This window comes from Pyxidicoccus sp. M6 (assembly GCF_055568925.1).
Genome location: NZ_CM145714.1, coordinates 8,286,167 through 8,309,836, shown reverse-complemented (window position 1 = coordinate 8,309,836; position 23,670 = coordinate 8,286,167). Strand labels below are relative to the sequence as shown.

Below are 23,670 nucleotides of genomic sequence, written 5' to 3'. Positions count from 1 at the left end.
CGATGGTGAAGCCGAGCAAGCAGATCATCCGTCCCTATGGCGACCGGCGCGACGACGGCGTGGTGCAGCTGTCCTTCACGCTGCCGGTGCCGCTGTCGGAGAAGGCCAAGGAGGCCGCCGCCGTCTTCACGAAGAAGATGGGCTTCACCGACGTGAAGGTGGCCGCCGCCGAGCGCGCGGCGGACAGCTACACCTTCTTCATCGTCTACGCCCGTTCCAACGTGACGCTGGACTACGCCGAAATCGACGTGCCCGAAGTCGTCGTGAAGAAGATGTCCTTCGACGACCTCAACGCCTTCATCAAGGAGAAGGTGGGCCGCCGCATCGTCGTGTTCGGCGCGTGCACCGGCACGGACACGCACACGGTGGGCATCGACGCCATCCTCAACATGAAGGGCTACGCGGGCGACTACGGCCTGGAGCGCTACCCGGGCTTCGAGGCGTTCAACCTCGGCAGCCAGGTGCCCAACGAGGACCTCATCAAGAAGGCGATGGCGAAGAATGCCGACGCCATCCTGGTGAGCCAGGTCGTCACGCAGCGCGACGTGCACAAGGACAACTCGCGCCAGTTCATCGACGCGGCGAAGGCGGCGGGCATCCACGGCAAGGTGCAGCTGCTCCTGGGCGGGCCGCGCGTGGACCACAAGCTGGCGCTGGAGCTGGGCTTCGACGCCGGCTTCGGTCCGGGCACCAAGCCGTCGGACGTGGCCAACTACATCGTCCACGCGCTCCTGAAGAAGGAAGGCAAGGAGCCGCAGGACATGCACTACCAGGGAGAGCCCAAGTGAGCACGGGGACGAAGGCCATCATCCGCCTGCGCATGAGCAGCCATGACGCGCACTACGGCGGCAACCTGGTGGACGGCGCGCGCATGCTGGGCCTCTTCGGCGACGTGGCCACGGAGCTGTGCATCCGCAGCGACGGCGACGAGGGGCTGTTCCGCGCCTATGACTCGGTGGAGTTCCTCGCGCCCGTGTACGCCGGGGACTTCATCGAAGCGGAAGGGGAAATCATCAGCGCGGGCAACACGTCGCGGAAAATGCGCTTCGAGGCGCGCAAGGTCATCCGGCCGCGCCCGGACGTGAACGATTCGGCGGCGGACCTGTTGCAGGAGCCGGTGGTGGTGTGCCGTGCTTCGGGCACCTGCGTGGTTCCGAAGGACAAGCAGCGAGGTCAGCGATGAGCACCCCCATGGTCATCACCGCGGCGATGGTCGGCGCGGAGACGACGCGCGAGCAGAATCCGAACCTGCCGATTACCGCCGAGGAGATTGCCGAGGACGCGGCGCGCTGCCGCGAGGCCGGCGCGGCCATGGTGCACCTGCACGTGCGCACCGCGGACGGCAAGCCCTCGCAGGACGCGGAGCTGTTCCGCGCCGCCATCCGCGCCATCCGCAAGCGCACGGACGTGCTCATCCAGACGTCCACCGGCGGCGCGGTGGGCATGACGGTGGACCAGCGCTGCGGTCCGTTGACGCTCACCGGCCCCGACAGGCCGGACATGGCCACGCTGACCACCGGCACGGTGAACTTCGGCGAGGACGTGTTCTGGAATCCGCGCCCGCTGGTGCGGGACATCGCGAAGCGCATCCGCGCGCTGGGGCTCAGGCCGGAGCTGGAGTGCTTCGACCTGGGGATGATTGACGAGGCCCGCTACCTCGCGAAGGAGGGGCTGGTGGACCTGCCGGCGCACTTCGACTTCGTGCTGGGCGTGCCGGGCACGCTGCAGCCGCGGCCGGAGGTGTTGGATTTGATGATTGCCTCGCTGCCGGAGGGCTCCACCTGGACGGTGGCCGGCGTGGGGCGGCATCAGCTTCCGTACGTGGACGAGGCGGCGAAGCGCGGGGGCAATGCGCGCGTGGGCCTGGAGGACAACATCTACGTGTCCAAGGGCGTGCTCGCGAAGGGCAACTGGGAGCTGGTCGCCGAGGCCGCGAAGCGCGCTCGCGCGAACGGCCGCGAGCTGGCCACGCCCGAGCAGGCGCGGAAGCTGCTGCGCCTCTCCTGAGTGAGGCATTCAGGCCGGGCCCGGGCGCTCATCACGCCCAGGCCCGTGCCACGTGCCCGTCCGGACGGATGAGCATCCAGCCCACCCCCTGGAGTTGCGCTCCCTCCTGCGCGGGACGCGCGTAGAGGTGCTCGGCACGGGGCCTCCATGACGGCCTCATTCCCGTTTCGTCGGGGAACATCCGGTTGCTCAGTGCCACCTGGAGCCGCAGCCAGCGGCCTCCATGCAGGGCGGAGTAGAGACGCTGGGTGCCACCGAGGAAGCGCTGCAGCTCCATGTCGGGCAACCTCCGGCCCGTCCACTCCGGGAGCAGCGAGGCCTCGTTGTTGGTGGGCCCGAGGACGTCCAGCGCCGGGTAGCGCACGTCGAGCCCGCCGAGGTGCTCCGCGAGCTCCCGATTCACGGCGGGGTGCTTCAGCAGCCCGTTCATCAGCTCGCGCAGGGCCAGTGTCTCGGGCGTGAAGCCCATGAGGGCGGACTGCGCCTCTGTGTTGCGCAGCAGGGCCTGGCCCACGCCATGGCGCTCCCGGTGGTAGCTGTCCAGCAGCGCGTCCGGCGCGCCTTCCTTCACGACGGCCGCGAGCTTCCAGCCCAGGTTCATCGCGTCCTGCAGGCCCACGTTGAGGCCCTGGCCGCCCGCCGGGAAGTGCATGTGCGCCGCGTCTCCCGCGAGCAGCACGCGTCCGGCCCGGTAGTGCTCCGCGAGCCGCGTCTCGTTCCCGAAGCGCGACAGCCACCGTGGGTCGCGCATGCCGAGGTCCGAGCCGGCGATGCGGGTGACGCTGGCGCGGAGCTCGTCGAGCGTCACGGGCTCCTTCAGCGGCGTGCCCTCCCGCTCCGGGTCCGTGACGATGACGCGGTGGACGCCCGGGCCGAGCGGGACGATGACCACGCCGCCTCGCGCATGGGTGAGGGCGAGGAAGGGTGCGGACGGCGGCGAGTCGAGCGTCACGTCTCCCAGCATGGAGGTGCGGGTGGTGTCCGTTCCGGGAAACGCGATGCCCGCGAGCTGACGGACGACACTGCGCGCCCCATCCGCGCCCACCACGTACCTCGCGTGGCAGCGGAACGGCCGTCCCTCGGCGGTGCCGGAGAGCTCCACGCCCTCCGCGTCCTGCCGCAGCCCTTCCACCGCGTGCCCGCGCCTCAGGTCCACGCCCAGCTCGCGCGCCCGCTCCTCCAGCAGCGCCTCCGTCACCGCCTGCGGGAGGAACAGGGTGAAGCGGTACGTCGTGTCGAGCCCGGAGAAATCCAGCCGCGTGTCGAGCATCCCGAAGTGCCCGGTGGGCAGCGGCCGGCCCCGGCTCAGGAACCGCTCCTCCAGGCCCCGCAGCGCGAGCACCTCGAGGGAGCGCGGATGCATCGTCAGCGCACGTGACTCGCGCACCGGCTCCGTGCGGCGCTCGAACACGCGGACCCGGACTCCCGCCAGGGCCAGCTCGCAGGCCAGGAACAACCCCGTGGGACCACCTCCGACGACTGCGACCTCGACGGCTTCCTCCATGACGCTCCTCCCGGACGGGCAATCTAACGTTGTTAGGGAATAACTAACAATGTTAGGTTGTCAAGCCGGAGTGCCGGAGGCGCATGCGAATCCAACGAGAGCAGGTCGTCCGAGCGGCGTGGACGCTGGTGGATGAAATCGGCGTGGAGGGGATGACGATGCGCGCGCTGGCGCAGGCGCTCGAAATCCAGGCGCCGTCGCTCTACTGGCACTTCCCCAGCAAGCAGGTGCTGCTGGAGACGATGGCGGACGCGCTGCTCGAGGACGTGGGCCGCGAGCAGGACGCGGACGCCGGATGGGAAGCGAAGGTGAAGGGCGTGGCCGGCGAGCTGCGGCGTGCCTTCATGAGCCATCGCGATGGGGCTCGCGTGTATGCCGGCACCACCGTGGTGTCGGAGAACACGCTGCGCGTCAGCGACCTGCTCATCGGCGCGCTGGGCCGGGCGGGCCTGAAGCCGCGCGAGGCGAGCTGGGCGGCCTTCTCCGTCCTCGACTACGTGCTCGGCTTCACCATCGAGGAGCAGTCGCTCGGCGCGAAGAAGGCGGAGGGCCCTCCGGTGGCCGAGCGGATTCGGGCGCTCGCCAAGGGGCGCTTCCCCCACGTCGCGGCGGCGGCGGACGCCATCGTCGACCCGGACTTCGACGCGCGCTTTGCCTTCGGGCTGGAGCTGCTGCTGTCCGGACTGCGCAACCGCAAGCCCCGGCGCTGATGCCGTGCCCGGGCGGGTGGGGCATCATGGCGCCCCATTTCCCGCGAGGCGCGGGAGCAGGATGGAGCCTTCCGAATGGACACGGAGCTGAAGGGCAAGGGCGTACTCGTCACGGGCGGCGCGGGTGGAATCGGCACGGCGCTGACTCGCGCGTTCCACGAGGAGGGCGCGAAGGTGGCGGTGCACTACCACTCCAACGCGAAGGGCGCGGAGGCGCTGGCTCGCGAGGTGGGCGGCGCGGCGGTGCGCGCGGACCTGACGGTGGAGGCGGACGTGGACGCGCTGGTGCCCGCGGCGGTGTCCGCGCTGGGGCGGCTGGACGTGCTGGTGTGCAACGCGGGCGTGTGGCCCAGGCCCGATGAGCCGGTGTGGCAGATGTCGCTGGAGCGCTGGCGCCGCACGCTGGCGGAGAACCTGGACAGCGTGTTCCTCTCCTGCCGCGCCTTCCTGCGGCACGTGGCCACCACGGGCACGGGCAACATCGTCATCATCAGCTCCACGGCGGGGCTGTTCGGCGAGGCGGGACACTCGGACTACGCGGCCGCGAAGGGCGCGCTGGCGGGCGGCTTCGTGAAGAGCCTGAAGAATGAGCTCGGGCGGATTGCTCCGCTGGGCCGCGTCAACGTGGTGTGCCCCGGGTGGACGGCGGTGGAGCGGCACGGCGACAAGATGAACGACCCGAACTTCGTGAAGCGGGTGACGCGCACCATGCCCCTGCGGAAGGTGGGGCAGCCGGAGGACGTCGCGCGCGTGGTGGTGTCGCTCGCGTCAGACCGCGTCTCCGGCCACGTCACGGGAGAAATCATCACCGTGGCTGGCGGCATGGAAGGACGGGTGTTGCATGACACTTGACGTCGACGTGCGGCAGTACAACCGCGAAGCGTGGAACCGGCAGGTGGCCAAGGGAGACCGGTGGACCCTACCGGTGGGCCCGGAGGTCATCGCCGCCGCGCGGCGCGGGGAGTGGAGCGTGGTGCTCACCCCCAACAAGCCCGTGCCTCGCGCGTGGTTCGGAGAGCTGAAGGGCAGGGACGTGCTGTGCCTCGCGGGCGCGGGTGGGCAGCAGGCGCCGGTGTTCGCGGCGGCGGGCGCGCGGGTGACGGTGCTGGACAACTCGCCGGCACAGCTCGGGCAGGACCGCAAGGTGGCCGAGCGCGATGGCCTGGAGCTCCGGCTGGTGGAAGGGGACATGAAGGACTTGTCCGCCTTCGAGGACGGCAGCTTCGACCTCGTCTTCCACCCGTGCTCCAACTGCTTCGTGGACACCATCCGCCCCGTGTGGCGCGAGGCGTTCCGCGTGCTGCGTCCCGGGGGCGCGCTGCTGTCCGGCATCTGCAATCCCATCGTCTACCTGTTCGACCCCGCGAAGGAGCAGGAGGGCATCCTGCAACTGAAGTACAAGATGCCCTACTCGGACTTCACCAGCCTCACGGACGCGGAGCGCGCGCGGTTCAAGGACGAGCCCCTCGTCTTCGCGCACTCGCTGGAGGACCAGCTCGGTGGGCAGACGGATGCGGGCTTCGCCATTACGGGCTTCTACGAGGACACCCACGTTCCCGGGGACAAGCTGTCCGAGTACCTCTCCGGCTTCATCGCCACGCGCGCGGTGAAGCCCGCGGCGCGGTAGGGCGTGGGGGAGGGGAGGGCGCCCGCGGCCCACGCGCGGGTACCCATTTCCGGGCCCGTTTCAGAGGGAGATTTAACCTTTCGCCGGGCGCGGGGTTCTTCAGGGCATGAGGCGACGGGACAGTGAGTCCCGGCGCCATCGGGAACCGAAGGAGAATCCCATCATGCGTCTGACGTCTGCCCTGCGGTCCGCTGTCGTTGCGTCGCTGCTGCTCGCCACCCCGGTGCTGGCCGCCGAGTCCGCGCCCGCGCCGTCTTCCACGCCCACCCATGAGCATGGCCGCCACGGGGGGCATCGGGGCTTCAAGCACAAGTTGCGCTTCGGGCACCTGGAGGAGCGACTGAACCGGGCGGTGGCCGAGGGCCGTCTCTCCCAGGCCCAGGCCGACCAGTTCAAGGCCGAGGGCCAGCAGCTCCGCGACGAGCTGAAGGCCCAGCGCGAAGCGGCGGGCGGCAAGCTCACCGACGAGCAGCGCACGCAGATGCGGGAGAAGATGCGCGCCTTCAAGGAGAAGGTGAAGAGCGCCGTCAAGCCGAAGGACGCCGCGACTGGCACCCAGTCCGCGCCCACGCAGAAGCTGTAGTCCTCCAGCGCTCCGGGTCCGCCGAAAGCTTCACGCGGGCTCGGCGCTGAGTCGCGCGGCTCAGACGCCCAGGCGCCCGGCCCACGTGAAGTAGGCGCCGCGCGGGTCCACGAACGGGTCGCGGAACAGCGCCTGCACCTCCACCTTCGCCACGTGGCCCGCGTCGAAGGCCTGGTAGAGCCTGTCGCCCAGCAGGTAGCCCAGCGCGTGGCTGACACCGTGGAAGAGGCGGTCCTTGCGCAGGGGGAGCAGCTTCACGGCCTCCTCGGGGCCCTCCGTCTCCGCGGCCTTGTGGGCCAGCACGAAGGCGGCAATCTGCCGGTCCACGCCCCGGCTCTCGCCGAAGCGCTTCGCCCACTCGGCCAGCCCCGCGCTCGTGCGCCGCGGGTTGACGAGCTTCGAGCCGAAGAAGCCCAGCGCCTCTTCCAGGCAGCGCGCGTAGAAGGCCTCGGACGCGCGGCGCGGCGCCTCCATGGCATCACCCACCGCGCAGTGCCGGACGAAGTGCGCCGCCTCCTCCGCCGCGTGGTTCAGCGACATGGACGCGAGGTACGCGGTGCGCGCGCGCGGGATGTACCCGCTCTCGCGCGAGAGGATGTGCCGCCGCAGCTGCGTCAGCTCCGAGTGCGTGAAGCGCCCGCGCCGCTGGATGCGCGCCAGCACGTCGCCGTCCGCTGCCGTGGCCACGTCCACCGAGTCCAGCTCGCGCACCACGGGCACGCCGGCCAGCCGGCCAATCAGCTCCGCCATCTCCCGGAAGCGCTCCGCGGCGCTGCGGTCCACCAGCGGCGCGTCACCGGCCTCGGCCTCCAGGTAGTCCAGGAAGCTCTGCTGGCACACGACGGGGGAGGCGTTCAGCAGGCACAGCGCGCCGTCGGCCATTTCCACTGCCTCGGCCGCGCCCACGCGTCCCTCGCGCGCCAGGCGCCACCAGACGCCCTCCGCGTTCTGGTACACGACGAGGCCACGCCGAGCATCCGCGCCGAGCGCCCGCTCCACCTGCGCGGGCAGGTGACACGGCGCCACGTGGTACTGGCCCACCAGCACCATGACGAGCGGCCGGTCCTCCGCGCGCGCGGCACGGGCGATGCGCTCGGCGGCGTACGCATCTCGCAGCGCGAGCGAGCGCTCACCCTGCGCGCGCCGGTCGATGCCCACCACCTCCAGCTTGTGCCTGCGCGCGAAGGCGAGCACCGCGCGCGTGCCCATGGCGGAGCCGAAGCCGTTGCCGCCCGAAGAGAGGCCGAGCCGCTCGAAGAGGGCGCGCTCCTGCAGGCGGCCCGCGCGCCACGCGTCCAGCGAGGCCTGGTGCCGGCCCTCCACGCACTCGAGCGCGAGGACGACGCGGCGGCCCGAGGCGAGCGCGCGCTCCACCAGCGTCAGGTACGTCTGCTGCGCGAGCGGCAGCGTGTGGTAGTCGCCCACGTAGACCACGTCCGCGGCCTGCACCTGCTGGTGCACGGCGGGCAGCGTGACGATGCGCCGGTAGCCGACGGTACGCCGCCGGTAGCGCGCCTCGTAGGCGCGGAAGGCTTCGGTCTGACCGTCCACCACCCGGGCGAGCTGCGCCCTCTGGCGGCGGAACAGTGCGAGGTGCAAGGCCAGCGAGTCGCGCATGGAGTGCGCAGATCCCTCGCACGGCACAGGAGGCCCGGCAAAAAAACGGCCCCTCTCGGGAGCCTCGGAGCGCGTGGGCCGACGCGCTCAACCCGCGCGGCCCGCCGGCTTCGTGGTGCCGGTGGGCCGGGCGTCGCGGGCTACTTGGACTCGTCCGAGGACGCAGCCGCGGCCGCTACGGGCGCCGCCGCCGAGGGAGCCGCCGAGGACGCCGAAGCCACGGGGGCCGGCGCGGGACGCGGCGGCGGGCTCAGCACGTCATTCACGGAAGGCATCTTCCGGATGTCGCCACGAGCCACCTTCCACGCCTGCTGGACAATCCAGGACAGCGAGCGGTCCTGCCGCGTCGCCTCACGCTGGATTTCCTCCAGCATGTCCTCGGGGAAGTAGAGACTTTGCTTGCGATGGTCGGTCGTTGCCATGCCCTCGCTACTCCTCACGCGGGTCCTGGCGCTCGTCGCCAGTCACGTCGTTGACGGCCGGGAACGACTTGATGCGCTCACGGGCGATCTTCCACGCCTGCTGAACGACCCACGACAGGGAGCGGTCCTGGCGGGTCGCTTCCTCCTGGATCTCCTTCAGCATCTCCTCGGGGAAGTACAGCGACTGCTTGCGCTTGTCAGTGCCTGCCATACCTGGGTCTCCGGGGCGGATTCGAGGTGACGACCTGAACACACCGGGGTCGTTATCCGACAGACTCCCAAGAGGGTCAACGGTTTCGGAGGACTCATTCCGCGACCGCACGCTCATTACCCGGGCACGTCCAGCCGCACCTGACGTGTGCAGCGTGGCGCGAAAAAGGAAACGCCCCGGACCTCACGAGAGGAAGTCCGGGGCGCTTCGGAAAGAGGGACCGCCGGGAGTGAGTCTCCTGGCGGACCCGTGGGCCCAGAGGGGGAGGGGGGGGACCCCTAGGCCCAACACCTTGAAATTCGACCGTCCTCTCAACATCCCCAGCAGAAGCGTCTATTTCCGCTTCCGCGACCACGCCCATCCGGTGTGACGATCATAAGAACCGACCCCCCTACCTTCAACCGCACGCGCCTCTGTAACCCGGCCATTCGACAATCCATTCCGCCCCTGTCCGATGCCTCGCACTCGCTCCCAACCCCCCACGCTGCCCCAGACGCTGGAGGCGGCGTACAGGCGCCTCGGCCTCGAGGGGCGCTCGGTGCTGCTCGCCGTCTCCGGAGGCGCGGACTCCACCGCGCTGCTGGTGGGCACCGTGCGCATCGCTCGCGCGCTGCGGCTGCGCGTGGAGGTCGCGACACTGAACCATGGCCTCCGACCCGAGTCGCAGGCGGAGGTGCAGGCGGTTGCCCAGCTGGCCGCCGAGCATGGCCTGCCCTGCCACGTGCGCGAGCTGCACCTGTGCCCGGGGCCGGGGCTGGAGGCGAGAGCCCGTGAGGCCCGCTACACGATGTTGGAGGCGTTGCGCCGCGAGCGTGAGGTGGATGCCGTGGCCACCGCTCACACTGCGAGCGACCAGGCGGAGACGCTCCTGATGCGGCTCGCGCGCGGCACCTCGCTGCGCGGCGCGGCGGGCATCCAGGCCTCACGCGCGGGGCTCGTCCGTCCGCTCCTGGAGCTCACGCGCGAGGAGGTGCTCGCCTTCCTCTCGGCCGAGGGTGTCTCCTACTGGACAGACCCGATGAACTCCGACCCGGCCTTCTTCCGCACGCGCATCCGCCAGGACGCGCTGCCGGCCCTTTCGCGCGCGGCGGGCCATGGCGTGGAGGCGCGGCTGGCAGCCTTCGCGCGGCACGCGGCGGAGGACGACGCGCTCCTGTCGCGCATGGCGGACGAAGCGTGGCAGCGGCTCGTGCTGGAGGACGGAAGCCTGGACGCCACGGGCGTACGCGCGCTGGAGCCACCGCTGCGAAGGCGCGTGCTCGCCCGGCTGCTGGACGAAGCGGGCGTGCTGGCGGACGACGCCGCGCTGAAGCGCGCGCTGCTCGGGGTGGAGCGCGGCGGCACGGCCTCGCTCGGCCGCGAGCTCGTGCTGCGCACCACGAGCGGGCGCGTGCGCTGCGTGGGCCCGGCGTCTCCGCGCGTCACCACCGAGCTGCGCCTGGAAGGCGAGGGGGCGCGAGGCACGCTGGAGGGCACGGGCTGGCGCTTCTCCGTGGAGCCGTCGCCACCGCCCGCGGGCGTGTGGGGCCTGGGGCTCGCGAATGCGACGCGCTGGCCGCTCACCGTGCGGACGCGCCAGCCGGGCGACCGCGTGCGGACGGCGGCGGGACAACGAAAACTCCAGGACCTGTTGGTGGACCTTCGGGTGCCAGCGGAAGCGCGCGGCGCGTGGCCGGTGGTGGTGGACGCTGGGGGAGAGGTGCTGTGGCTCCCCGGGCTGTGGGCACCCGCGCCCCAGGGAAGTCCCTCCGGACAGTCCCTGTGTGCGACGCCCCCGGGTCCGAGCATTCAGCGGACCCCTCCGTTATGCAGTGAAAGCAGTATTGAGAGCGGGGATGGCCGCGACCCCCTAAATAGTTGAGGGCTTTTTGCTGTTGCTGATACGGTCCGACGTTGGGTTGCTCGCCTGGTGTCGGCCAAATGATGGAAAAAGCTGGGGTATTTCCCAGCACGGCCCTCATCCCGCCGAGTACCGAAAGGGCAGCTGACACGTGCGTTCGACCTACAAGACCATCGGGCTCTGGGTCATCCTGATCGTCCTCTTCGTCGCCTTCTACAACTTCTTCTCCTCGGGCACGGACCCCGTCCAGGAACCCTCCTTCACCACGTTGCTGGCGAAGGTGGAGGAGAAGAAGGTCAAGGAAGTCGCCGTCAAGGGCAACACCTACTCCGGCAAGTTCCTCGATACGAACGAGAAGTTCCGTACGACGGGTCCCGCGCCGGACGCGACCATGCTCAACCAGCTCCGCGCCAACGGCGTGGACGTGAAGTACGAGCGCGAGGAGCAGAACAGCCTCTGGCTGACCATCCTCGGCCAGTGGATGCCCGTCGTCTTCCTGTTCCTCTTCTTCATCTTCTTCATGCGCCAGCTGCAGGGCGGCAGCGGCAAGGCGATGACCTTCGGCAAGTCGAAGGCCAAGCTCCTCAGCGAGAGCCACAACAAGGTCACCTTCGCGGACGTGGCCGGCGTGGACGAGTGCAAGGAGGAGCTGGAGGAGATTGTCGCCTTCCTCAAGGACCCGAAGAAGTTCACCAAGCTCGGCGGCCGCATTCCCAAGGGCGTGCTGATGATGGGCCCCCCGGGTACGGGCAAGACGCTGCTCGCCCGCGCGGTGGCGGGTGAGGCCGGCGTGCCGTTCTTCTCCATCTCCGGCTCGGACTTCGTGGAGATGTTCGTGGGCGTCGGCGCCAGCCGCGTTCGCGACCTCTTCGAGCAGGGCAAGAAGAACGCCCCCTGCATCATCTTCATCGATGAAATCGACGCCGTGGGCCGCCACCGTGGCGCGGGCCTGGGCGGAGGCCATGACGAGCGCGAGCAGACGCTCAACCAGCTCCTCGTGGAGATGGACGGCTTCGAGTCCAACGACGGCGTCATCCTGATTGCCGCCACCAACCGTCCGGACGTGCTGGACCCGGCGCTCCAGCGCCCGGGCCGCTTCGACCGGCGCATCGTGGTGCCGCGCCCCGACCTCAAGGGCCGCCTGGGCGTGCTCAAGGTGCACACCCGCCGCGTGCCGCTGGCGCCCGAGGTGGAGCTGGACGTCATCGCCCGCGGTACGCCCGGCATGACGGGCGCGGACCTGGAGAACCTCGTCAACGAGTCGGCCCTCATGGCCGCGCGCCAGAACAAGGAGCGCGTGGACCTGAGCGACTTCGAGGCCGCCAAGGACAAGGTGTTCATGGGTCCGGAGCGCCGGTCCATGATCATGACCGAGAAGGAGAAGCGGAACACCGCCGTCCACGAGGCGGGCCACGCGCTGCTGGCCAAGCTCCTCCCCGGCTGCGACCCGCTCCACAAGGTCACCATCATCCCGCGCGGCCAGGCCCTGGGCGTCACCTGGAGCCTGCCCACCGAGGACAAGGTCAACGGCTACAAGAAGCAGATGCTGGACCAGATCTCCATGGCCATGGGCGGCCGCATCGCCGAAGAGCTCATGTTCAACGAGATGAGCAGCGGCGCGGCGAACGACATCGAGCGCGCCACCGAGACGGCGCGCGCCATGGTGTGCCGCTGGGGCATGAGCGAGAAGATGGGCCCCCTGGCGTTCGGCAAGAGCGACGGTGAGGTGTTCCTCGGCCGCGACTTCAACTCGTCCAAGGACTACTCCGAGGACACCGCGCGGCAGATTGACTCCGAGGTCCGCAGCATCGTCGTGGGCTGCTACGAGAAGGGCAAGCAGCTGCTCACGGAGAACCTCGAGGCCCTCAAGCGCGTGTCCGATGCGCTGGTGGAGTACGAGACGCTGGACGCCGAGGACGTGAACATCCTCCTCCAGGGTGGCCAGCTCACCCGCGAGCGCCCGGCCCCGCGCATCAACGCGCCGCCGAAGGCCACCGAGAAGAAGGACAAGCGCAAGATTCTCGATGCGCTCGAGGCCATGCCGGCCATGGAGCCGAAGAAGGCGTAGGCCCCAGGCTTCTGGAGTCCTGAAACGACGAAGGCCCTTCCCAGCGTACCGGGAAGGGCCTTCTGCTTTTCAGCGCCAGGGCTCCCGCGAGCTCAGGCGAGGTCGAAGAGCAGCGCCTCGGTGGGCTCGGTGGCGGTGAGGACGAGCTTGGACTCGTCGGACACGGCCACGCCGTCACCCGTCTTCAGCTCCACGCCGTTGAGCGTGGCCTTGCCGCGCGCCATCTGCAGCCAGGCGTGGCGGCCCGGGGCGAGCGTGTACTCGGCCTTCTCGCCGGCGCCCAGCAGCGTGCTGTGCAGCGACACGTCCTGGTGCACGGTGAGGCTGCCCTCGCGTGCGTCGCGGCTGGCCACCACCCTCCAGCGGCCCTTGCGCTCGGACTCGGGGAAGAGCTTCTGCTCGTAGCCCGGCTCGAGGCCCCGCCGCTCGGGGATGATCCAGATCTGCAGGAAGTGCAGCTCATCGTCCGAGCCGTTCATCTCGCTGTGCAGCACGCCCGTGCCGGCCGTCATCCGCTGCACCTCACCCGTGCGCAAGAGGCCCGTGCCGCCCGTGCTGTCGCGGTGGGCAATGGCCCCGCTGAGGGGGTAGGTGATGATTTCCATGTCGCGGTGCGGGTGGGTGTCGAAACCCTCGCCGGCCGTGACGCGGTCCTCGTTGATGACGCGCAGGGCGCGGAAGCCCATGTTGTCCGGGTCGTAGTAGCCGCCGAACGAGAAGGTGTGGTGCGAGTCCAGCCAGCCGTGGTTCGCATGGCCGCGGGCGTCAGCAGGTCGAATGGTCATCATGGTGTACTTCCTTTCTTCGGAAGGCGTCGGCCACCAGGGCCCTTCCGTCTTCGGGAAGGAAGATGCGACAGCGCCCCCCTCCTCACCAGACGAGGAATCTGGGAAGGACTGTTCCACCCATTGGACAAACGCCGCCGCCGTTCGGGCAGTCGGCGGGAGGGGCCCTCGAGGGGCCGTCGTCACCCCGCGCGGGTGCCCGGCATCCATCGCTTCGGCGAGAAGTCCGGCGCCGGGGCGCGCGCACGGGGGTAGGGTGGGGACGTCACATTCAGGAGCCCCTGCCGATGATTCGTGCCCGTCCGATTGCCGCCGACCGCCCCGAGGACCTGCTGCTGGCCTTCCGGCGGATGGGGCTGGCCCCGGAGGCCCGCGAGGAGCTGCTGGCGAAGCTGCCCCACGTGCAGTTGCTGCTCACCGGGCTGACGGAGGACGCGCTCCGCTTCCTCGCGTCGCGCTCGGACGCCACCGCGAAGTACCCCACGTGGATTCCCGGCGACGCGCAGGCGCGTCCGGGGACGGGGCTGCTCGTGGGACGCCACGAGCAGGTGGAGCGGCTGGCCGCGGCGGCGCACGCGAAGTCCAGTGCCCTGGTGGGGCTGGCGTCCGCGCTGGAGCGCGCCCTGGAGGCGGGCCGGGCCCCGGCGGCGCTGGAGCTGGGCGGGCGCACCTTCGCGTGGGGCTCGCGCACCTACGTCATGGGCATCGTCAACGTGACGCCGGACAGCTTCTCCGACGGCGGGCGCTACTTCGACGCGGAGGCCGCCATCGCCCACGGCGTGGCGCTGGCCGAGGCGGGCGCGGACCTGCTGGATGTAGGTGGAGAGTCCACCCGGCCGGGCTCGCAGGCGGTGGGCGCGGAGGAGGAGGTGGCGCGGGTGCTGCCCGTCATCCAGGGCCTGCGCGCGCGCACGTCCGTGCCCCTCTCGGTGGACACCACCAAGGCGGCCGTGGCGCGCGAGGCGCTGAAGGCGGGCGCGCACCTCATCAACGACATCACCGGGTTCACCTCGGACGCGGACCTGCCCCGCGTGGTGGCCGAGGCGGGCGCGGCCTGCTGCCTCATGCACATCCAGGGCACGCCGGCCACCATGCAGCAGGCGCCGCGCTACGACGACCTGGTGGACGAGGTGCTGGCCTTCCTGGAGGACGCCGTGGCGCGGGCGGTGGCGGCGGGCGTGCCGCGCGAGCGCATCCTCCTGGACCCGGGCATCGGCTTCGGGAAGACCTTCGACCACAACCTCTTCCTGCTGCGCCGGCTGGGCGAGCTGCGCGTGCTGGGGCTGCCGCTGCTGGTGGGCACCAGCCGGAAGGGCTTCCTCGGGAAGCTCACGGGGGGCAGGCCGGCCGCCGAGCGGCTGGCGGCGACGCTGGGCTCCGTGGCCGCCATGGCCGCGCTGGGGGGCGCCGACGTGGTGAGGGTGCACGACGTGGCGGAGGCCCGGGATGCCCTGGCCGTGGCGGACGCCATCCGGCAAGGAATGGAGGGTGGCCTGCTGTATGGCCGGTAAATTGGTGTGGCTTTCAGTCCTCGATGTGTGGACTTGCGGGCACCAGTGGACCCTGAGCAGGGGGGCATTGTGAGAGGCCGAGCCTTCCGGTCAGCGTTGGTACTGATTTCGCAACCTCGTTGAGGTTGATAAGCCTGCATGCCTGGGTGGTTGCCCAGGGAACACCGTGTTCGTTGCTTCGGGCTCGGATAGAGGGCGGGGTATAAGCCCCGACGTCGAGAGGCCGGCGCAGGCCCGGCGTGGGAAAGGTGGAGCGGCACACATGGCGTACAGGATGAACATGCCTCCCAAGGAGGAGCGGGCGTCGCAGAAGCTGTTCGGTACGGACGGCGTGCGCGGCAAGGCGAACGTCTACCCGATGACGGCCGAGGTGGCGATGCAGCTCGGGCGTGCGCTCGCGTTCCTCATCCGCAACGGTCCGCACCGGCATCGCGTCATCATCGGCAAGGACACGCGGCTGTCGGGCTACATGCTCGAGCAGGCGCTGGCCGCCGGCATCATCTCCATGGGCGTGGACGTGGAGCTCGTGGGCCCGCTGCCGACGCCGGGCATCTCCAACATCACCACCTCCATGCGGGCGGACGCGGGCGCGGTCATCTCCGCGTCGCACAACCCCTACGAGGACAACGGCATCAAGTTCTTCTGGCGCGACGGCTTCAAGCTGCCGGACGAGACGGAAGGCAAGATTGAAGAGCTGGTGTCCAGCGGCTCCATCGACTCCATCCGTCCCACGGCCACGAAGATTGGCCGGGCGTTCCGCATGGAGGACGCGCGCGGCCGGTACATCGTCTACCTGAAGGCCACCTTCCCCCGGGAGCTGACGCTGGAGGGGATGACCATCGTCGTCGACTGCGCCAACGGCGCGGCCTACAAGACGGCGCCCTCGGTGCTCGAGGAGCTGGGCGCCAAGGTGATTACCCTCGGCGTGTCGCCGGACGGCAAGAACATCAACCACAAGTGCGGCGCGCTGTTCCCGGAGAACCTGGCGCGCGCGGTGGTGAAGCACGGCGCCCACCTGGGCATCGCCCTGGACGGCGACGCGGACCGCCTCATCGTCGTGGACGAGAAGGGCAAGGTGGTGGACGGCGACGCCATCATGGCCATCTGCACGGGCGAGCTCGTCGCGCGCAAGCAGCTCAAGAAGAAGACGCTCGTCGCCACGGTGATGAGCAACATCGGCCTGGAGCGCGCGCTGTCGCGCTGGGGCGTGAAGGTGGCCCGCACCCGCGTGGGTGACCGCTACGTCGTCGATGAGATGCGCCGCAATGGCTACAACCTGGGCGGTGAGCAGAGCGGCCACCTCATCTTCCTGGACCACACCACCACCGGTGACGGCACGCTGGCCGCGTTGCAGTTGCTGGCCGTCATGTGCCGCCAGGGCAAGCCGCTGAGCGAGCTGGCCTCCATCTTCGAGCCGGTGCCCCAGACGCTGCTCAATGTCGTCGTGAAGCAGAAGAAGGACCTGGGCGAGCTGCCGGAGGTGATGAAGGCCATCAAGAGCGTGGAGCAGCGGCTGGGCAACGCCGGCCGCGTGCTGGTGCGCTTCTCCGGCACGGAGCCGAAGGTGCGCGTGCTCATCGAGGGCGAGGACGCCGCGCGCAACGAGGCGTACGCCAAGGAGATTGCCCAGGCGCTCTCCAAGTCGCTCAACGGCTGAGGCCCGAGGCTTCAGAGCGGTTGACTTCCGGACGCCGGCCGCGAAAAGAAGGGCCGGCGCGTACCGGGGCCATCGACAATCCCGTGCTCGCGCGCCAAGCGAGGTGCGGTCGATGGGACAGCGACTGGGTGTCAACGTGGACCATGTGGCGACGCTGCGTCAGGCGCGGCGCACCACATACCCGGATCCGGTGACGGCGGCGGCCATGGCGGAGCTCGCCGGCGCGCAGCAGATCACCATCCACCTGCGCGAGGACCGGCGGCACATCCAGGACCGCGACCTGCGCATCCTCCGCGAGACGGTGCAGACGCTGCTCAACCTCGAGATGGCGGCCACCGCGGAGATGGTGAAGATTGCCTACGAGCACAAGCCGGACGTGGTGACGCTCGTGCCCGAGCGGCGCGAGGAGCTCACCACCGAGGGCGGCCTCGAGGTTGCGGGCCAGCGCGAGCACGTCGCGAAAATCATCAAGAACCTCAAGGACGGCGAGATTGCCGTCTCGCTGTTCATCGACCCGGACCTGGACCAGGTGCGCGCGTCGCACAAGGTGAACGCGGACCGCATCGAGCTGCACACCGGCCGCTACTGCGAGGCGCGCAACGAGAAGGAGCGCGCTCGCGAGCTGGCGCGAATCGTCGACGCGGCGAAGGCGGCGGCGAAGCTGGGCATGGGCGTGGCCGCGGGCCACGGGCTCAACTACGACAACGTGCAGCCCATTGCCCGCATCACCGAGATTGACGAGCTGAACATCGGCCACGCGATTGTGGCGCGCGCGGTGCTGGTGGGCTTCGAGCGCGCGGTGCGGGAGATGTTGGACCTGATGCGCAACCCGGGGTAGCGCGGCATGGGAATCGTCGGCCTCGGCCTCGACATCTGCTCCATCTCCCGGATTCAGCGCATCATGGACGGCCCGCGCGCGGAGGCCTTCCTGAACCGTGTGTACACGGAAGCCGAGCGGGCGCTGTGTGGCGGCCGGGCCGACGCGGCCAGCGCATACGCGGCGCGGTGGGCCGCGAAGGAGGCGCTGGTGAAGGCGCTGGGCGCGCCGCCCGGTATCCGGTGGAAGGACATGGAGGTGCGAAGGGACGGCGGGCCGCCGTACTTCGCGCTCTCCGGCGTGGCGCGCGAGGTGATGGAGGCGCGCGGGCTGGAGGCCTTCCTCGCGCTGTCGCATGACGCCGGCGTGGCCGCGGCCACGGTGGTGCTCCAGAAGAAAGGGGAGTGAGCCATGTTGCGCGTCCTCACCGCTGCCCAGATGCGTGAAGCCGAGCAGGACGCCGAAGAGCGTCACGGCATGCCCTCCTCGCTGCTGATGGAGAACGCGGGGCGGGGGCTCGCGGAGGTGGCGCGGAGCCTGGCCAGCCCGAGCGGGCGCTTCACGGTGCTGTGCGGACCGGGGAACAACGGCGGCGATGGGCTGGTGGCGGCGCGCTTCCTCCAGGAGGGGGGAGCGCGCGTCACGGTGGCGCTGGTGGGCGACGCGGCGAAGCTGACGCTCGAGGCGAAGCGGAACCTGGTGGCGCTGAAGGCCTTCGGGGTGGTGCCGCGCTCGCTGGCGTCGCTGCCGGAGCTGGGGCTGGGGGACGTGGTGGTGGACGCGCTGTTCGGCACGGGGCTGAGCCGCGCGCCGGCGGGCGAGTTCGCGGAGGCGATTGGTGCCATCTCCCGCTGGTGGAACGCGGGGGCGAAGGTGGTGGCGGCGGATGTGCCGTCGGGCCTGCAGAGCGACACGGGCGAGCCCTTCACGCCGTGCGTGGAGGCGGATGTCACGGTGGCCTTCGGCTTCCTCAAGCCGGGGCAGGTGCTGGAGCCCGGGGCCTCGCTGTGTGGCCGGGTGAAGCGCGTGGACATCGGCATGGGCGGCGAGGCGGCGAAGGAGTTGTCCGGCCCGAGGCTCTACGTGGTGGAAGAGGCGGACGCGCGTTGCACGCTGCCCAGGCGCCGGGCGGACTCGCACAAGGGGACTTTCGGTCACGTGCTCGCGGTGGCGGGGAGCCGGGGCAAGTCGGGCGCGGCGGCGCTGGTGGCGAAGTCGGCGCTGCGCTCGGGGGCGGGGCTCGTCACGGTGGCGGCGCGTGGGGATGCGCTGGACACGATTCAATCGCACTCGGCGGAAATCATGGGCACGCCCCTGGACGGTTCCGGGCCGCTGGCGATGAGTGACTTGGACGCGCTGCTGGCCGCGGCCGAGAACAAGGATGCGCTCGTCATCGGCCCCGGGATTCCTCGCGGCCCGGAGACGGGGAAGCTGATTGGCGAGCTGTTGTCGCGTCTGGAGTTGCCCGCGGTGCTGGATGCGGATGCGCTCAACGCGGTGGCGGATGACCTGTCCGTGCTGCGGCGGGCGAAGGCGCCGGTGGTGCTCACGCCGCACCCGGGGGAGATGGCTCGGCTGACGGGGAAGCCCACCAAGGAAGTGCAGGCGCGGCGGCTGGAGGTGGTGAAGCAGCTCGCGTCGGGGCTCGGGGTGACGGTGGTGCTGAAGGGCGACAGGACGCTCACGGCGCATCCGGATGGACGTGTGTTCATCAACACCACAGGCAATCCGGGCATGGCCACGGGGGGCTCGGGGGATGTGCTGTCGGGCCTGCTCGGTGCCTTCCTCGCACAGGGCTTCCCGGTGCCGGATGCGGTGTGGACGGCGGTGTATGCGCACGGGCTCGCGGGCGACCTGGCGGCGGCGCGGCGTGGGCAGCTCGGGTTGATTGCGGGAGACCTGGTGGAGCAGGGGCTCTGTGAGGTGTGGACCCGGTGGGGGCGATGAGCACCGCGACGCGAGTGAAGACGGTGCGGCTGGCGTCGCCCGAGGAGACGCATGCCCTGGGCGTGCGGCTGGGTGGGCTGCTGCGGCCGGGTGACTTCGTGGGATTGATTGGCGACCTGGGCGCGGGAAAGACGCACCTGGTGCGCGGCGTAGCCGAGGGCGCGGAGGTGCCTCGCTCCGAGGTGGCCAGCCCCACGTTCGCGATTGTGTATCCGTACTCGGGAAGGATTCCGCTGTACCACGCGGACCTGTACCGGCTGACGAACTACGACGACCTGTACTCCACCGGCTTCCTGGACATGGTGGAGGCGGGGGACGGTGCGTCACTGGTGGAGTGGCTGGACCGGATTCCGGAGACCGCGCCGCGCGAGCACCTGCGAGTGACGCTGCGGCACGCGGGGGCGGATGCTCGCGAGCTCACGGCGGAAGCCTTCGGTGAGCGGCCGGCGGCGTTGCTCGAGGCGTGGCTCCCACTGGCCTGAGACGGCCAGGGATGCTGAGCGCCCGAAGCAAGTAGCGCGCTGTATTTGCTGACTCGAATCGGGAAGAGAGCGGGCTGCTTGCGTCGCAAGCGGCCTTCGTGCGCGCACGCCTGCATCCATCCCAGCGGAGGGAGCAAGCCTCCGTCCACGACGCCGGCGGGAAGCAGGCTCCTCGTGAGTCCTTCCCCCGGCCTGCTGGCATAGGGTGGGCATCCATGGAAAAGACGCGACAGCCCGGTCGTCATTTCACGCAACAGGAAGCCGAGCTCATCCTGCGGCGCGCCGCGCACATGAACGCGGAGGCGCCGGAGACGGCGCTGAGCCTTGATGAGCTGGAGCGGATTGCCGCCGACGCGGGCATCGCCCCGGAGAACATCCGTCACGCGGCGGAGTCGCTGACGGCTCCACAGACGATTGCCCCCAAGAGCCTGGTCCTGGGAGAGCCGACGGGCGTGCTGCTGGAGCACACGGTGCCCGTGGAGCTGTCCGCCAAGGCACTGGAGGGGCTCGGCGCGCGGATGAACGACATCCTGGGCGGGGAGGGCACCGTCTCCCTGGGCGGGCAGATGCTGACCTGGACGCGCAAGTCCCAGGACGGCGTGCTGCCCCAGAAGGTGACGGTGTGGAGCCGGAACGGCCGCACGCGGGTGGAGCTGCAGGCCTCGCAGGGCGGGCTGGCCGGAGGCCTGTACGGCGGCGTGGGCGGCGGCGTGGGTGCCGGGTTTGGCATCCCCCTCTCCGTGGGGGCCGCGATGTTCTCCGACTCCGTGTTGATGGGCTTGGGGATGTTCATCGGCGCGGCGCTCGGCGCGTTTGGTCTGGCCCGGGGCATCTACACGAGCACCGCGCGGCACCGGCGCAACCGGTGGGAGCACATGCTGCGTCAGCTCTGCGAGCAGGTGAGCGAGCGCGCGGCGGAGTAGGCCCGCGCACCCCGACGGCGCCTCAGGCCGCGTTCCTCGGCGCGCCCGGATTCACGGGCGGGACCGCCTCCTTGCGGAACGCACCAGGCCCCACGCCAACGATGCGCTTGAAGGCCTTCGCGAACGCGGCTTCGGCCGTGTAGCCCACGCGTGAAGCCACCTCGCTCACGGAGGCGCCAGGGGCCGTGAGCCACTCGCGCGCCTTCACCATCCGCCACCGGGTCAGGTACGCGAGCACCGGCTCGCCCACGAGCTCCGTGAAGCGCGCGGCGAAGGCCGAGCGCGACATGGCGGCTTCACGTGCGAGTGACTCCACCGTCCACGGTGCATCCGGGTGCTCGTGGATGCGCTGGAGCGCGAGGGAAATCTGCGGGTCCGCCAGTGCGCGGAGCCACGGACCGCTGTTCTCTCCCGACTCAGCGACATACGCGCGGACAATCTGCACGAAGAGGATGTCCGCGAGCCTCGACAGCACTGTCGTCACTCCCGGCGCCCTCGACGCTGCTTCGCTTGCAATGAATTGCAGCGCCGCGTCCAGGCCTCCCGCGGACTGACGCCGGTCCGCGCGCAGATGGATGACGTCTGGCAGCGAGGACAGCAGCGGGTGACGTGGCCCCTCGTCCAGGCTGAAGCAGCCAGCGACGAAGGCCGTGACAGGTCCATCCCCATCGACGGGCGAGCCCGGCCGGCCGTCACGGCTCGCACGGGCCATGACCTTCTCGACTGGCTGTGGCCGCGTGCGCCGGCTGTCGCGGATGAGGTGCGGATGGCTCCGGGGCAGGAAGAACAAATCCCCTCCCGCGAGCGAGTACGTGCCATCCACTCCCTCCACCTCCACCACGCAGTTGCCGCGAGCGATGGCGTAGAAGCACGGATGCCCGCGCTTCGGCACGCGCATGCCCCACGGCGCCGCGAGCTCCAGCCCTCCGGAGATGAGCCCCTTCAGGCGGATGGCCTGGGTGACGTCCGATAGCACATCCAAGGTACGGCCCTCCTGCTGGACGCTTGGACATAAAACACGGCGGTTCGAGCATGGAACGTCCACCGCCGTGCCCGTATCCCTTGCGCAGGTTCGTAACCAGGAGGAACCGGGATGCGCAAGTACGTGCAGTGGGGGCTCATTGGCCTGCTCGTGGTGTGGATGCTCTACGTGGGTGGTGGCAAGGCGCTCTGGCTGGAGCCGTTCAGCGTGCGAATGCCCTCGATGCATTACGGCGAGGTGCCCACGCGCCTCATCGGTCTCTTGGAGGTGATTGGTGCGCTGGCGCTCCTCGTGCCGCGTCTGAGAACGCCGTCGCTGCTCGGTCTGATGTTCCTGATGGCCGGGGCCATGGGCTCACATTGGGCCGCGGGCCATACCCTCGCGCACGGAGGGGCTGCGACGATTTCCTTCGTCGTGCTCGCCATCGCCTTGTTCGTGGACCGGCCGGAGTTGCTCCGCGTGTTCTTCACCGCGCCCGCGCGCGGCCTGACTCACTCGGGCGCGAGAGGCGTGTAGCTCCACTGCGCCTGGATGGCTCGGGCGGAGCAGGGGATTTCATCCGCTCTCGCGCGTGGGCCTCGAAATCCGGGTCGGTGAGGAGCAGCGCCACGGTGAGCTGGGCGTGGGCGAAGCTCCCCCGAATCCAGGCGCTTCCACATGGCTGCCACGGGACGTTCGCCCGCGCCCCCCCAGCACCATGGCCGCCGACGCCAGCAGGTGCAGCCTCCAGTCCGAGGCCTTCAACATCGCGCACAGCTCCGCGTCCAGGTCGGAGGTGGCGTCCACTCCCGCCTCGATGTGCCGCAGGTCCTCCTTGAACAGCGAGGCCCTGTCGAGCCGAGCATCGCGCAGATGCGCGCGTCGGAACGAGCTTCGCGTCAGGTTGGACGCCGTGAGCACCGCGCCCTCCAGGAACGCGTCGTCCCAGCACGTCTCCAGAGCAGGGGTCACCTCACCGGCGCACGGGAAGCGCAGCGTGCCTCAACGAAGCTCCGCGATATCGCGCCCGAATCACGGCGCGCATCCGCGGAGCTCCGCGTTCCGCCACTCACGCAGCGTTGACTGGAGTGCCCGGGTTCACCGGCGGGAACAAGTCTCCCCCGGCCAGCTCGTGCACGCGCCAGCGGTGGAAGACGAGCCGCGAGTCCACGGCGACGACGTCCTCCTCCTCCACCTGCGACCAGTAGGGCCCGCCGCACAGCGACTCGCTGGCGACGATGAACTGCGGCACCTGTGTCCCCACGGGCGGCAACGCCGCCGTGCCGGCCCCGCACTTCGCGCCCGTGGACACGAAGAGCGTGCGGTTGCGGCGCGACGCCACCATCACCTCGCCATTGGTGACGAGGAAGTTCATCGCCGAGGGCCCACCCTCCACCCCCGGCCGGTCCGTCATCGCCGACACCAGCGACATCGTCTCCGCCACCGCGCGGGCCACGCCCTCCACGGGCACCGAGTGCTCGAGCGAGTGCCGGGCCGCCAGGCGGGTAAGGAAGAGGTAGAAGCAGCGCTCGCTGTCCGTGGTGCCCTTGATGTGCCCACGCAGACTCGGGCTGATGAGCGCTTCCACGGCCGCACGGTGCTTCGCGAACTCGCGCAGCGTCCCGTTGTGCCCGAAGGACCAGCGGCCATGGTGGAAGGGGTGCGAGTTGCGCAGCTCCACCGCGCCCACGGACGCCAGGCGGATGTGCGCCACCACCGTGTGAGAGGAGACACGGCTGCTGACCCGCTCGAAATCAGGGTCGCTGTGCGCGGGCCCCACACCGTGGGCGACGAGCGGCACCGGCTCCGCGCCGTAGGCGGCGATTCCCCACCCGTCCTTGTGCTCGCGCGACTGGATGAGGAGCGAGTTCTTCTCCGTCACCAGAGCGGGATGAACTGCGGAAGGCGTCGATGAGCGAAATCCAAAGAGTCGGCACATGGCAAGCGGCAGGTATTTATACAGCCCGGCCCCGACGAGAAGTTCCCATGTCTCATCGG

General features: G+C 70.1%; 25 protein-coding genes. 17 read left to right on the top strand and 8 right to left on the bottom strand.

Annotated elements, in window-relative coordinates:
• The first annotated feature begins 2 nt into the window (after nucleotides 1-2).
• From kamE to kce, 3 genes are read left to right on the top strand one after another with little or no spacing between them, the layout of a single operon-like run.
• On the top strand, nucleotides 3-788 hold the full coding sequence (gene kamE / locus ACVTJA_RS32540) for a lysine 5,6-aminomutase subunit beta (RefSeq protein ID WP_465825460.1): 786 nt from the start codon (nucleotides 3-5) through the stop codon (nucleotides 786-788).
• The gene (gene kal, locus ACVTJA_RS32535; RefSeq protein ID WP_465825459.1) at nucleotides 785-1,183 is read left to right on the top strand and encodes a 3-aminobutyryl-CoA ammonia lyase; all 399 of its coding nucleotides are present in this window, start codon (nucleotides 785-787) and stop codon (nucleotides 1,181-1,183) included. The genes kamE and kal overlap by 4 nt, the downstream gene beginning before the upstream one ends.
• Nucleotides 1,180-2,007 carry a 3-keto-5-aminohexanoate cleavage enzyme gene (kce, locus tag ACVTJA_RS32530; protein ID WP_465825458.1) on the top strand — a complete coding sequence of 276 codons (828 nt, stop codon included), beginning with the start codon at nucleotides 1,180-1,182 and terminating at the stop codon, nucleotides 2,005-2,007. The genes kal and kce overlap by 4 nt, the downstream gene beginning before the upstream one ends.
• 31 nt (nucleotides 2,008-2,038) lie before the next feature.
• On the opposite strand, the gene ACVTJA_RS32525 is transcribed toward kce, so the two are convergent.
• Nucleotides 2,039-3,511: an FAD-dependent monooxygenase gene (locus tag ACVTJA_RS32525; RefSeq protein ID WP_465825457.1), complete on the bottom strand. Its 1,473-nt coding sequence runs from the start codon at nucleotides 3,509-3,511 to the stop codon at nucleotides 2,039-2,041.
• A gap of 83 nt (nucleotides 3,512-3,594) precedes the next feature.
• Between ACVTJA_RS32525 and ACVTJA_RS32520 the strand changes: the two genes are divergently transcribed.
• The 4 genes from ACVTJA_RS32520 (at nucleotide 3,595) to ACVTJA_RS32505 (ending at nucleotide 6,431) form a co-directional block, all read left to right on the top strand.
• The gene (locus ACVTJA_RS32520; protein WP_465825456.1) at nucleotides 3,595-4,221 is read left to right on the top strand and encodes a TetR/AcrR family transcriptional regulator C-terminal domain-containing protein; all 627 of its coding nucleotides are present in this window, start codon (nucleotides 3,595-3,597) and stop codon (nucleotides 4,219-4,221) included.
• A 75-nt stretch (nucleotides 4,222-4,296) separates the two neighbouring features.
• Nucleotides 4,297-5,073 carry an SDR family NAD(P)-dependent oxidoreductase gene (locus tag ACVTJA_RS32515; protein ID WP_465825454.1) on the top strand — a complete coding sequence of 259 codons (777 nt, stop codon included), beginning with the start codon at nucleotides 4,297-4,299 and terminating at the stop codon, nucleotides 5,071-5,073.
• The gene (locus ACVTJA_RS32510; RefSeq protein ID WP_465825453.1) at nucleotides 5,063-5,848 is read left to right on the top strand and encodes a class I SAM-dependent methyltransferase; all 786 of its coding nucleotides are present in this window, start codon (nucleotides 5,063-5,065) and stop codon (nucleotides 5,846-5,848) included. Before ACVTJA_RS32515 ends, ACVTJA_RS32510 begins: the two co-directional genes overlap by 11 nt.
• A 163-nt stretch (nucleotides 5,849-6,011) precedes the next feature.
• Nucleotides 6,012-6,431, top strand: coding sequence for a hypothetical protein (locus ACVTJA_RS32505; protein ID WP_465825452.1), 420 nt, complete (start codon nucleotides 6,012-6,014; stop codon nucleotides 6,429-6,431).
• A gap of 60 nt (nucleotides 6,432-6,491) precedes the next feature.
• On the opposite strand, the gene ACVTJA_RS32500 is transcribed toward ACVTJA_RS32505, so the two are convergent.
• The 3 genes from ACVTJA_RS32500 to ACVTJA_RS32490 all read right to left on the bottom strand — a co-directional run bounded on the left by ACVTJA_RS32500 (nucleotide 6,492) and on the right by ACVTJA_RS32490 (nucleotide 8,681).
• Nucleotides 6,492-8,048, bottom strand: coding sequence for a ChaN family lipoprotein (locus ACVTJA_RS32500; RefSeq protein ID WP_465825451.1), 1,557 nt, complete (start codon nucleotides 8,046-8,048; stop codon nucleotides 6,492-6,494).
• Between the two features lie 140 nt (nucleotides 8,049-8,188).
• Nucleotides 8,189-8,470, bottom strand: a complete 282-nt coding sequence (locus tag ACVTJA_RS32495; RefSeq protein WP_465825449.1) for a TIGR04563 family protein — start codon at nucleotides 8,468-8,470, stop codon at nucleotides 8,189-8,191.
• A gap of 7 nt (nucleotides 8,471-8,477) precedes the next feature.
• The gene (locus tag ACVTJA_RS32490) at nucleotides 8,478-8,681 is read right to left on the bottom strand and encodes a TIGR04563 family protein (RefSeq protein ID WP_002638649.1); all 204 of its coding nucleotides are present in this window, start codon (nucleotides 8,679-8,681) and stop codon (nucleotides 8,478-8,480) included.
• 454 nt (nucleotides 8,682-9,135) lie between these two features.
• Here ACVTJA_RS32490 and tilS point away from each other — a divergent pair, with 454 nt between their 5' ends.
• Both tilS and ftsH read left to right on the top strand, forming a co-directional pair.
• Nucleotides 9,136-10,542: a tRNA lysidine(34) synthetase TilS gene (tilS, locus tag ACVTJA_RS32485; protein WP_465825447.1), complete on the top strand. Its 1,407-nt coding sequence runs from the start codon at nucleotides 9,136-9,138 to the stop codon at nucleotides 10,540-10,542.
• A gap of 130 nt (nucleotides 10,543-10,672) precedes the next feature.
• The gene (gene ftsH / locus ACVTJA_RS32480) at nucleotides 10,673-12,589 is read left to right on the top strand and encodes an ATP-dependent zinc metalloprotease FtsH (RefSeq protein ID WP_465825446.1); all 1,917 of its coding nucleotides are present in this window, start codon (nucleotides 10,673-10,675) and stop codon (nucleotides 12,587-12,589) included.
• 92 nt (nucleotides 12,590-12,681) lie between these two features.
• Here ftsH and ACVTJA_RS32475 read toward each other — a convergent pair whose 3' ends face one another.
• Nucleotides 12,682-13,377 (bottom strand): pirin family protein, encoded by a 696-nt coding sequence (locus ACVTJA_RS32475; protein WP_465825445.1) that lies wholly within the window; start codon nucleotides 13,375-13,377, stop codon nucleotides 12,682-12,684.
• 284 nt (nucleotides 13,378-13,661) lie between these two features.
• Here ACVTJA_RS32475 and folP point away from each other — a divergent pair, with 284 nt between their 5' ends.
• The 7 genes from folP to ACVTJA_RS32440 all read left to right on the top strand — a co-directional run bounded on the left by folP (nucleotide 13,662) and on the right by ACVTJA_RS32440 (nucleotide 20,711).
• Nucleotides 13,662-14,885 (top strand): dihydropteroate synthase, encoded by a 1,224-nt coding sequence (folP, locus tag ACVTJA_RS32470; protein WP_465825444.1) that lies wholly within the window; start codon nucleotides 13,662-13,664, stop codon nucleotides 14,883-14,885.
• A gap of 262 nt (nucleotides 14,886-15,147) precedes the next feature.
• Nucleotides 15,148-16,542: a phosphoglucosamine mutase gene (gene glmM / locus ACVTJA_RS32465; protein WP_465825442.1), complete on the top strand. Its 1,395-nt coding sequence runs from the start codon at nucleotides 15,148-15,150 to the stop codon at nucleotides 16,540-16,542.
• Nucleotides 16,543-16,654: 112 nt separating this feature from the next.
• A complete protein-coding gene (locus tag ACVTJA_RS32460; protein WP_465825440.1) occupies nucleotides 16,655-17,380 on the top strand; it encodes a pyridoxine 5'-phosphate synthase in 726 nt (241 codons plus the stop codon).
• A gap of 6 nt (nucleotides 17,381-17,386) precedes the next feature.
• Complete coding sequence (locus ACVTJA_RS32455; RefSeq protein ID WP_465825439.1) at nucleotides 17,387-17,767, top strand: holo-ACP synthase; 381 nt, start codon at nucleotides 17,387-17,389, stop codon at nucleotides 17,765-17,767.
• 3 nt (nucleotides 17,768-17,770) lie between these two features.
• Nucleotides 17,771-19,306 (top strand): NAD(P)H-hydrate dehydratase, encoded by a 1,536-nt coding sequence (locus ACVTJA_RS32450; protein ID WP_465825438.1) that lies wholly within the window; start codon nucleotides 17,771-17,773, stop codon nucleotides 19,304-19,306.
• Entirely contained in the window at nucleotides 19,303-19,788 is a 486-nt protein-coding gene (tsaE, locus tag ACVTJA_RS32445) for a tRNA (adenosine(37)-N6)-threonylcarbamoyltransferase complex ATPase subunit type 1 TsaE (RefSeq protein WP_465825437.1), read from the top strand. The genes ACVTJA_RS32450 and tsaE overlap by 4 nt, the downstream gene beginning before the upstream one ends.
• 215 nt (nucleotides 19,789-20,003) lie before the next feature.
• Nucleotides 20,004-20,711, top strand: a complete 708-nt coding sequence (locus ACVTJA_RS32440) for a hypothetical protein (protein WP_465825436.1) — start codon at nucleotides 20,004-20,006, stop codon at nucleotides 20,709-20,711.
• 22 nt (nucleotides 20,712-20,733) lie between these two features.
• On the opposite strand, the gene ACVTJA_RS32435 is transcribed toward ACVTJA_RS32440, so the two are convergent.
• Entirely contained in the window at nucleotides 20,734-21,687 is a 954-nt protein-coding gene (locus ACVTJA_RS32435) for an AraC family transcriptional regulator (RefSeq protein WP_465840564.1), read from the bottom strand.
• A 117-nt stretch (nucleotides 21,688-21,804) separates the two neighbouring features.
• On the opposite strand from ACVTJA_RS32435, the gene ACVTJA_RS32430 reads away from it, so the two are divergent.
• Nucleotides 21,805-22,209, top strand: coding sequence for a DoxX family protein (locus tag ACVTJA_RS32430; protein WP_465825435.1), 405 nt, complete (start codon nucleotides 21,805-21,807; stop codon nucleotides 22,207-22,209).
• A gap of 39 nt (nucleotides 22,210-22,248) precedes the next feature.
• Here the strand turns inward: ACVTJA_RS32430 and ACVTJA_RS32425 are convergent, their stop codons facing one another.
• Together ACVTJA_RS32425 and ACVTJA_RS32420 are read right to left on the bottom strand one after the other, a co-directional pair.
• On the bottom strand, nucleotides 22,249-22,644 hold the full coding sequence (locus tag ACVTJA_RS32425) for a pentapeptide repeat-containing protein (RefSeq protein ID WP_465825434.1): 396 nt from the start codon (nucleotides 22,642-22,644) through the stop codon (nucleotides 22,249-22,251).
• Between the two features lie 97 nt (nucleotides 22,645-22,741).
• Entirely contained in the window at nucleotides 22,742-23,611 is an 870-nt protein-coding gene (locus ACVTJA_RS32420) for a class II glutamine amidotransferase (protein ID WP_465825431.1), read from the bottom strand.
• Between the last annotated feature and the right edge of the window lie 59 nt (nucleotides 23,612-23,670).

Coding starts and splice junctions, on each gene's coding strand:
- ACVTJA_RS32495 (WP_465825449.1), bottom strand. CDS start 8,470: ATGGCAACGACCGACCATCGCAAGCAAAGTCTCTACTTCCCCGAGGAC.
- ACVTJA_RS32525 (WP_465825457.1), bottom strand. CDS start 3,511: ATGGAGGAAGCCGTCGAGGTCGCAGTCGTCGGAGGTGGTCCCACGGGG.
- ACVTJA_RS32490 (WP_002638649.1), bottom strand. CDS start 8,681: ATGGCAGGCACTGACAAGCGCAAGCAGTCGCTGTACTTCCCCGAGGAG.
- ACVTJA_RS32515 (WP_465825454.1), top strand. CDS start 4,297: ATGGACACGGAGCTGAAGGGCAAGGGCGTACTCGTCACGGGCGGCGCG.
- tsaE (WP_465825437.1), top strand. CDS start 19,303: ATGAGCACCGCGACGCGAGTGAAGACGGTGCGGCTGGCGTCGCCCGAG.
- ACVTJA_RS32455 (WP_465825439.1), top strand. CDS start 17,387: ATGGGAATCGTCGGCCTCGGCCTCGACATCTGCTCCATCTCCCGGATT.
- ACVTJA_RS32460 (WP_465825440.1), top strand. CDS start 16,655: ATGGGACAGCGACTGGGTGTCAACGTGGACCATGTGGCGACGCTGCGT.
- ACVTJA_RS32450 (WP_465825438.1), top strand. CDS start 17,771: ATGTTGCGCGTCCTCACCGCTGCCCAGATGCGTGAAGCCGAGCAGGAC.
- kamE (WP_465825460.1), top strand. CDS start 3: ATGGTGAAGCCGAGCAAGCAGATCATCCGTCCCTATGGCGACCGGCGC.
- folP (WP_465825444.1), top strand. CDS start 13,662: ATGATTCGTGCCCGTCCGATTGCCGCCGACCGCCCCGAGGACCTGCTG.
- ACVTJA_RS32420 (WP_465825431.1), bottom strand. CDS start 23,611: ATGTGCCGACTCTTTGGATTTCGCTCATCGACGCCTTCCGCAGTTCAT.
- ACVTJA_RS32475 (WP_465825445.1), bottom strand. CDS start 13,377: ATGATGACCATTCGACCTGCTGACGCCCGCGGCCATGCGAACCACGGC.
- ACVTJA_RS32430 (WP_465825435.1), top strand. CDS start 21,805: ATGCGCAAGTACGTGCAGTGGGGGCTCATTGGCCTGCTCGTGGTGTGG.
- ACVTJA_RS32520 (WP_465825456.1), top strand. CDS start 3,595: ATGCGAATCCAACGAGAGCAGGTCGTCCGAGCGGCGTGGACGCTGGTG.
- ACVTJA_RS32505 (WP_465825452.1), top strand. CDS start 6,012: ATGCGTCTGACGTCTGCCCTGCGGTCCGCTGTCGTTGCGTCGCTGCTG.
- ACVTJA_RS32500 (WP_465825451.1), bottom strand. CDS start 8,048: ATGCGCGACTCGCTGGCCTTGCACCTCGCACTGTTCCGCCGCCAGAGG.
- kce (WP_465825458.1), top strand. CDS start 1,180: ATGAGCACCCCCATGGTCATCACCGCGGCGATGGTCGGCGCGGAGACG.
- ACVTJA_RS32440 (WP_465825436.1), top strand. CDS start 20,004: ATGGAAAAGACGCGACAGCCCGGTCGTCATTTCACGCAACAGGAAGCC.
- ACVTJA_RS32510 (WP_465825453.1), top strand. CDS start 5,063: ATGACACTTGACGTCGACGTGCGGCAGTACAACCGCGAAGCGTGGAAC.
- tilS (WP_465825447.1), top strand. CDS start 9,136: ATGCCTCGCACTCGCTCCCAACCCCCCACGCTGCCCCAGACGCTGGAG.
- glmM (WP_465825442.1), top strand. CDS start 15,148: ATGGCGTACAGGATGAACATGCCTCCCAAGGAGGAGCGGGCGTCGCAG.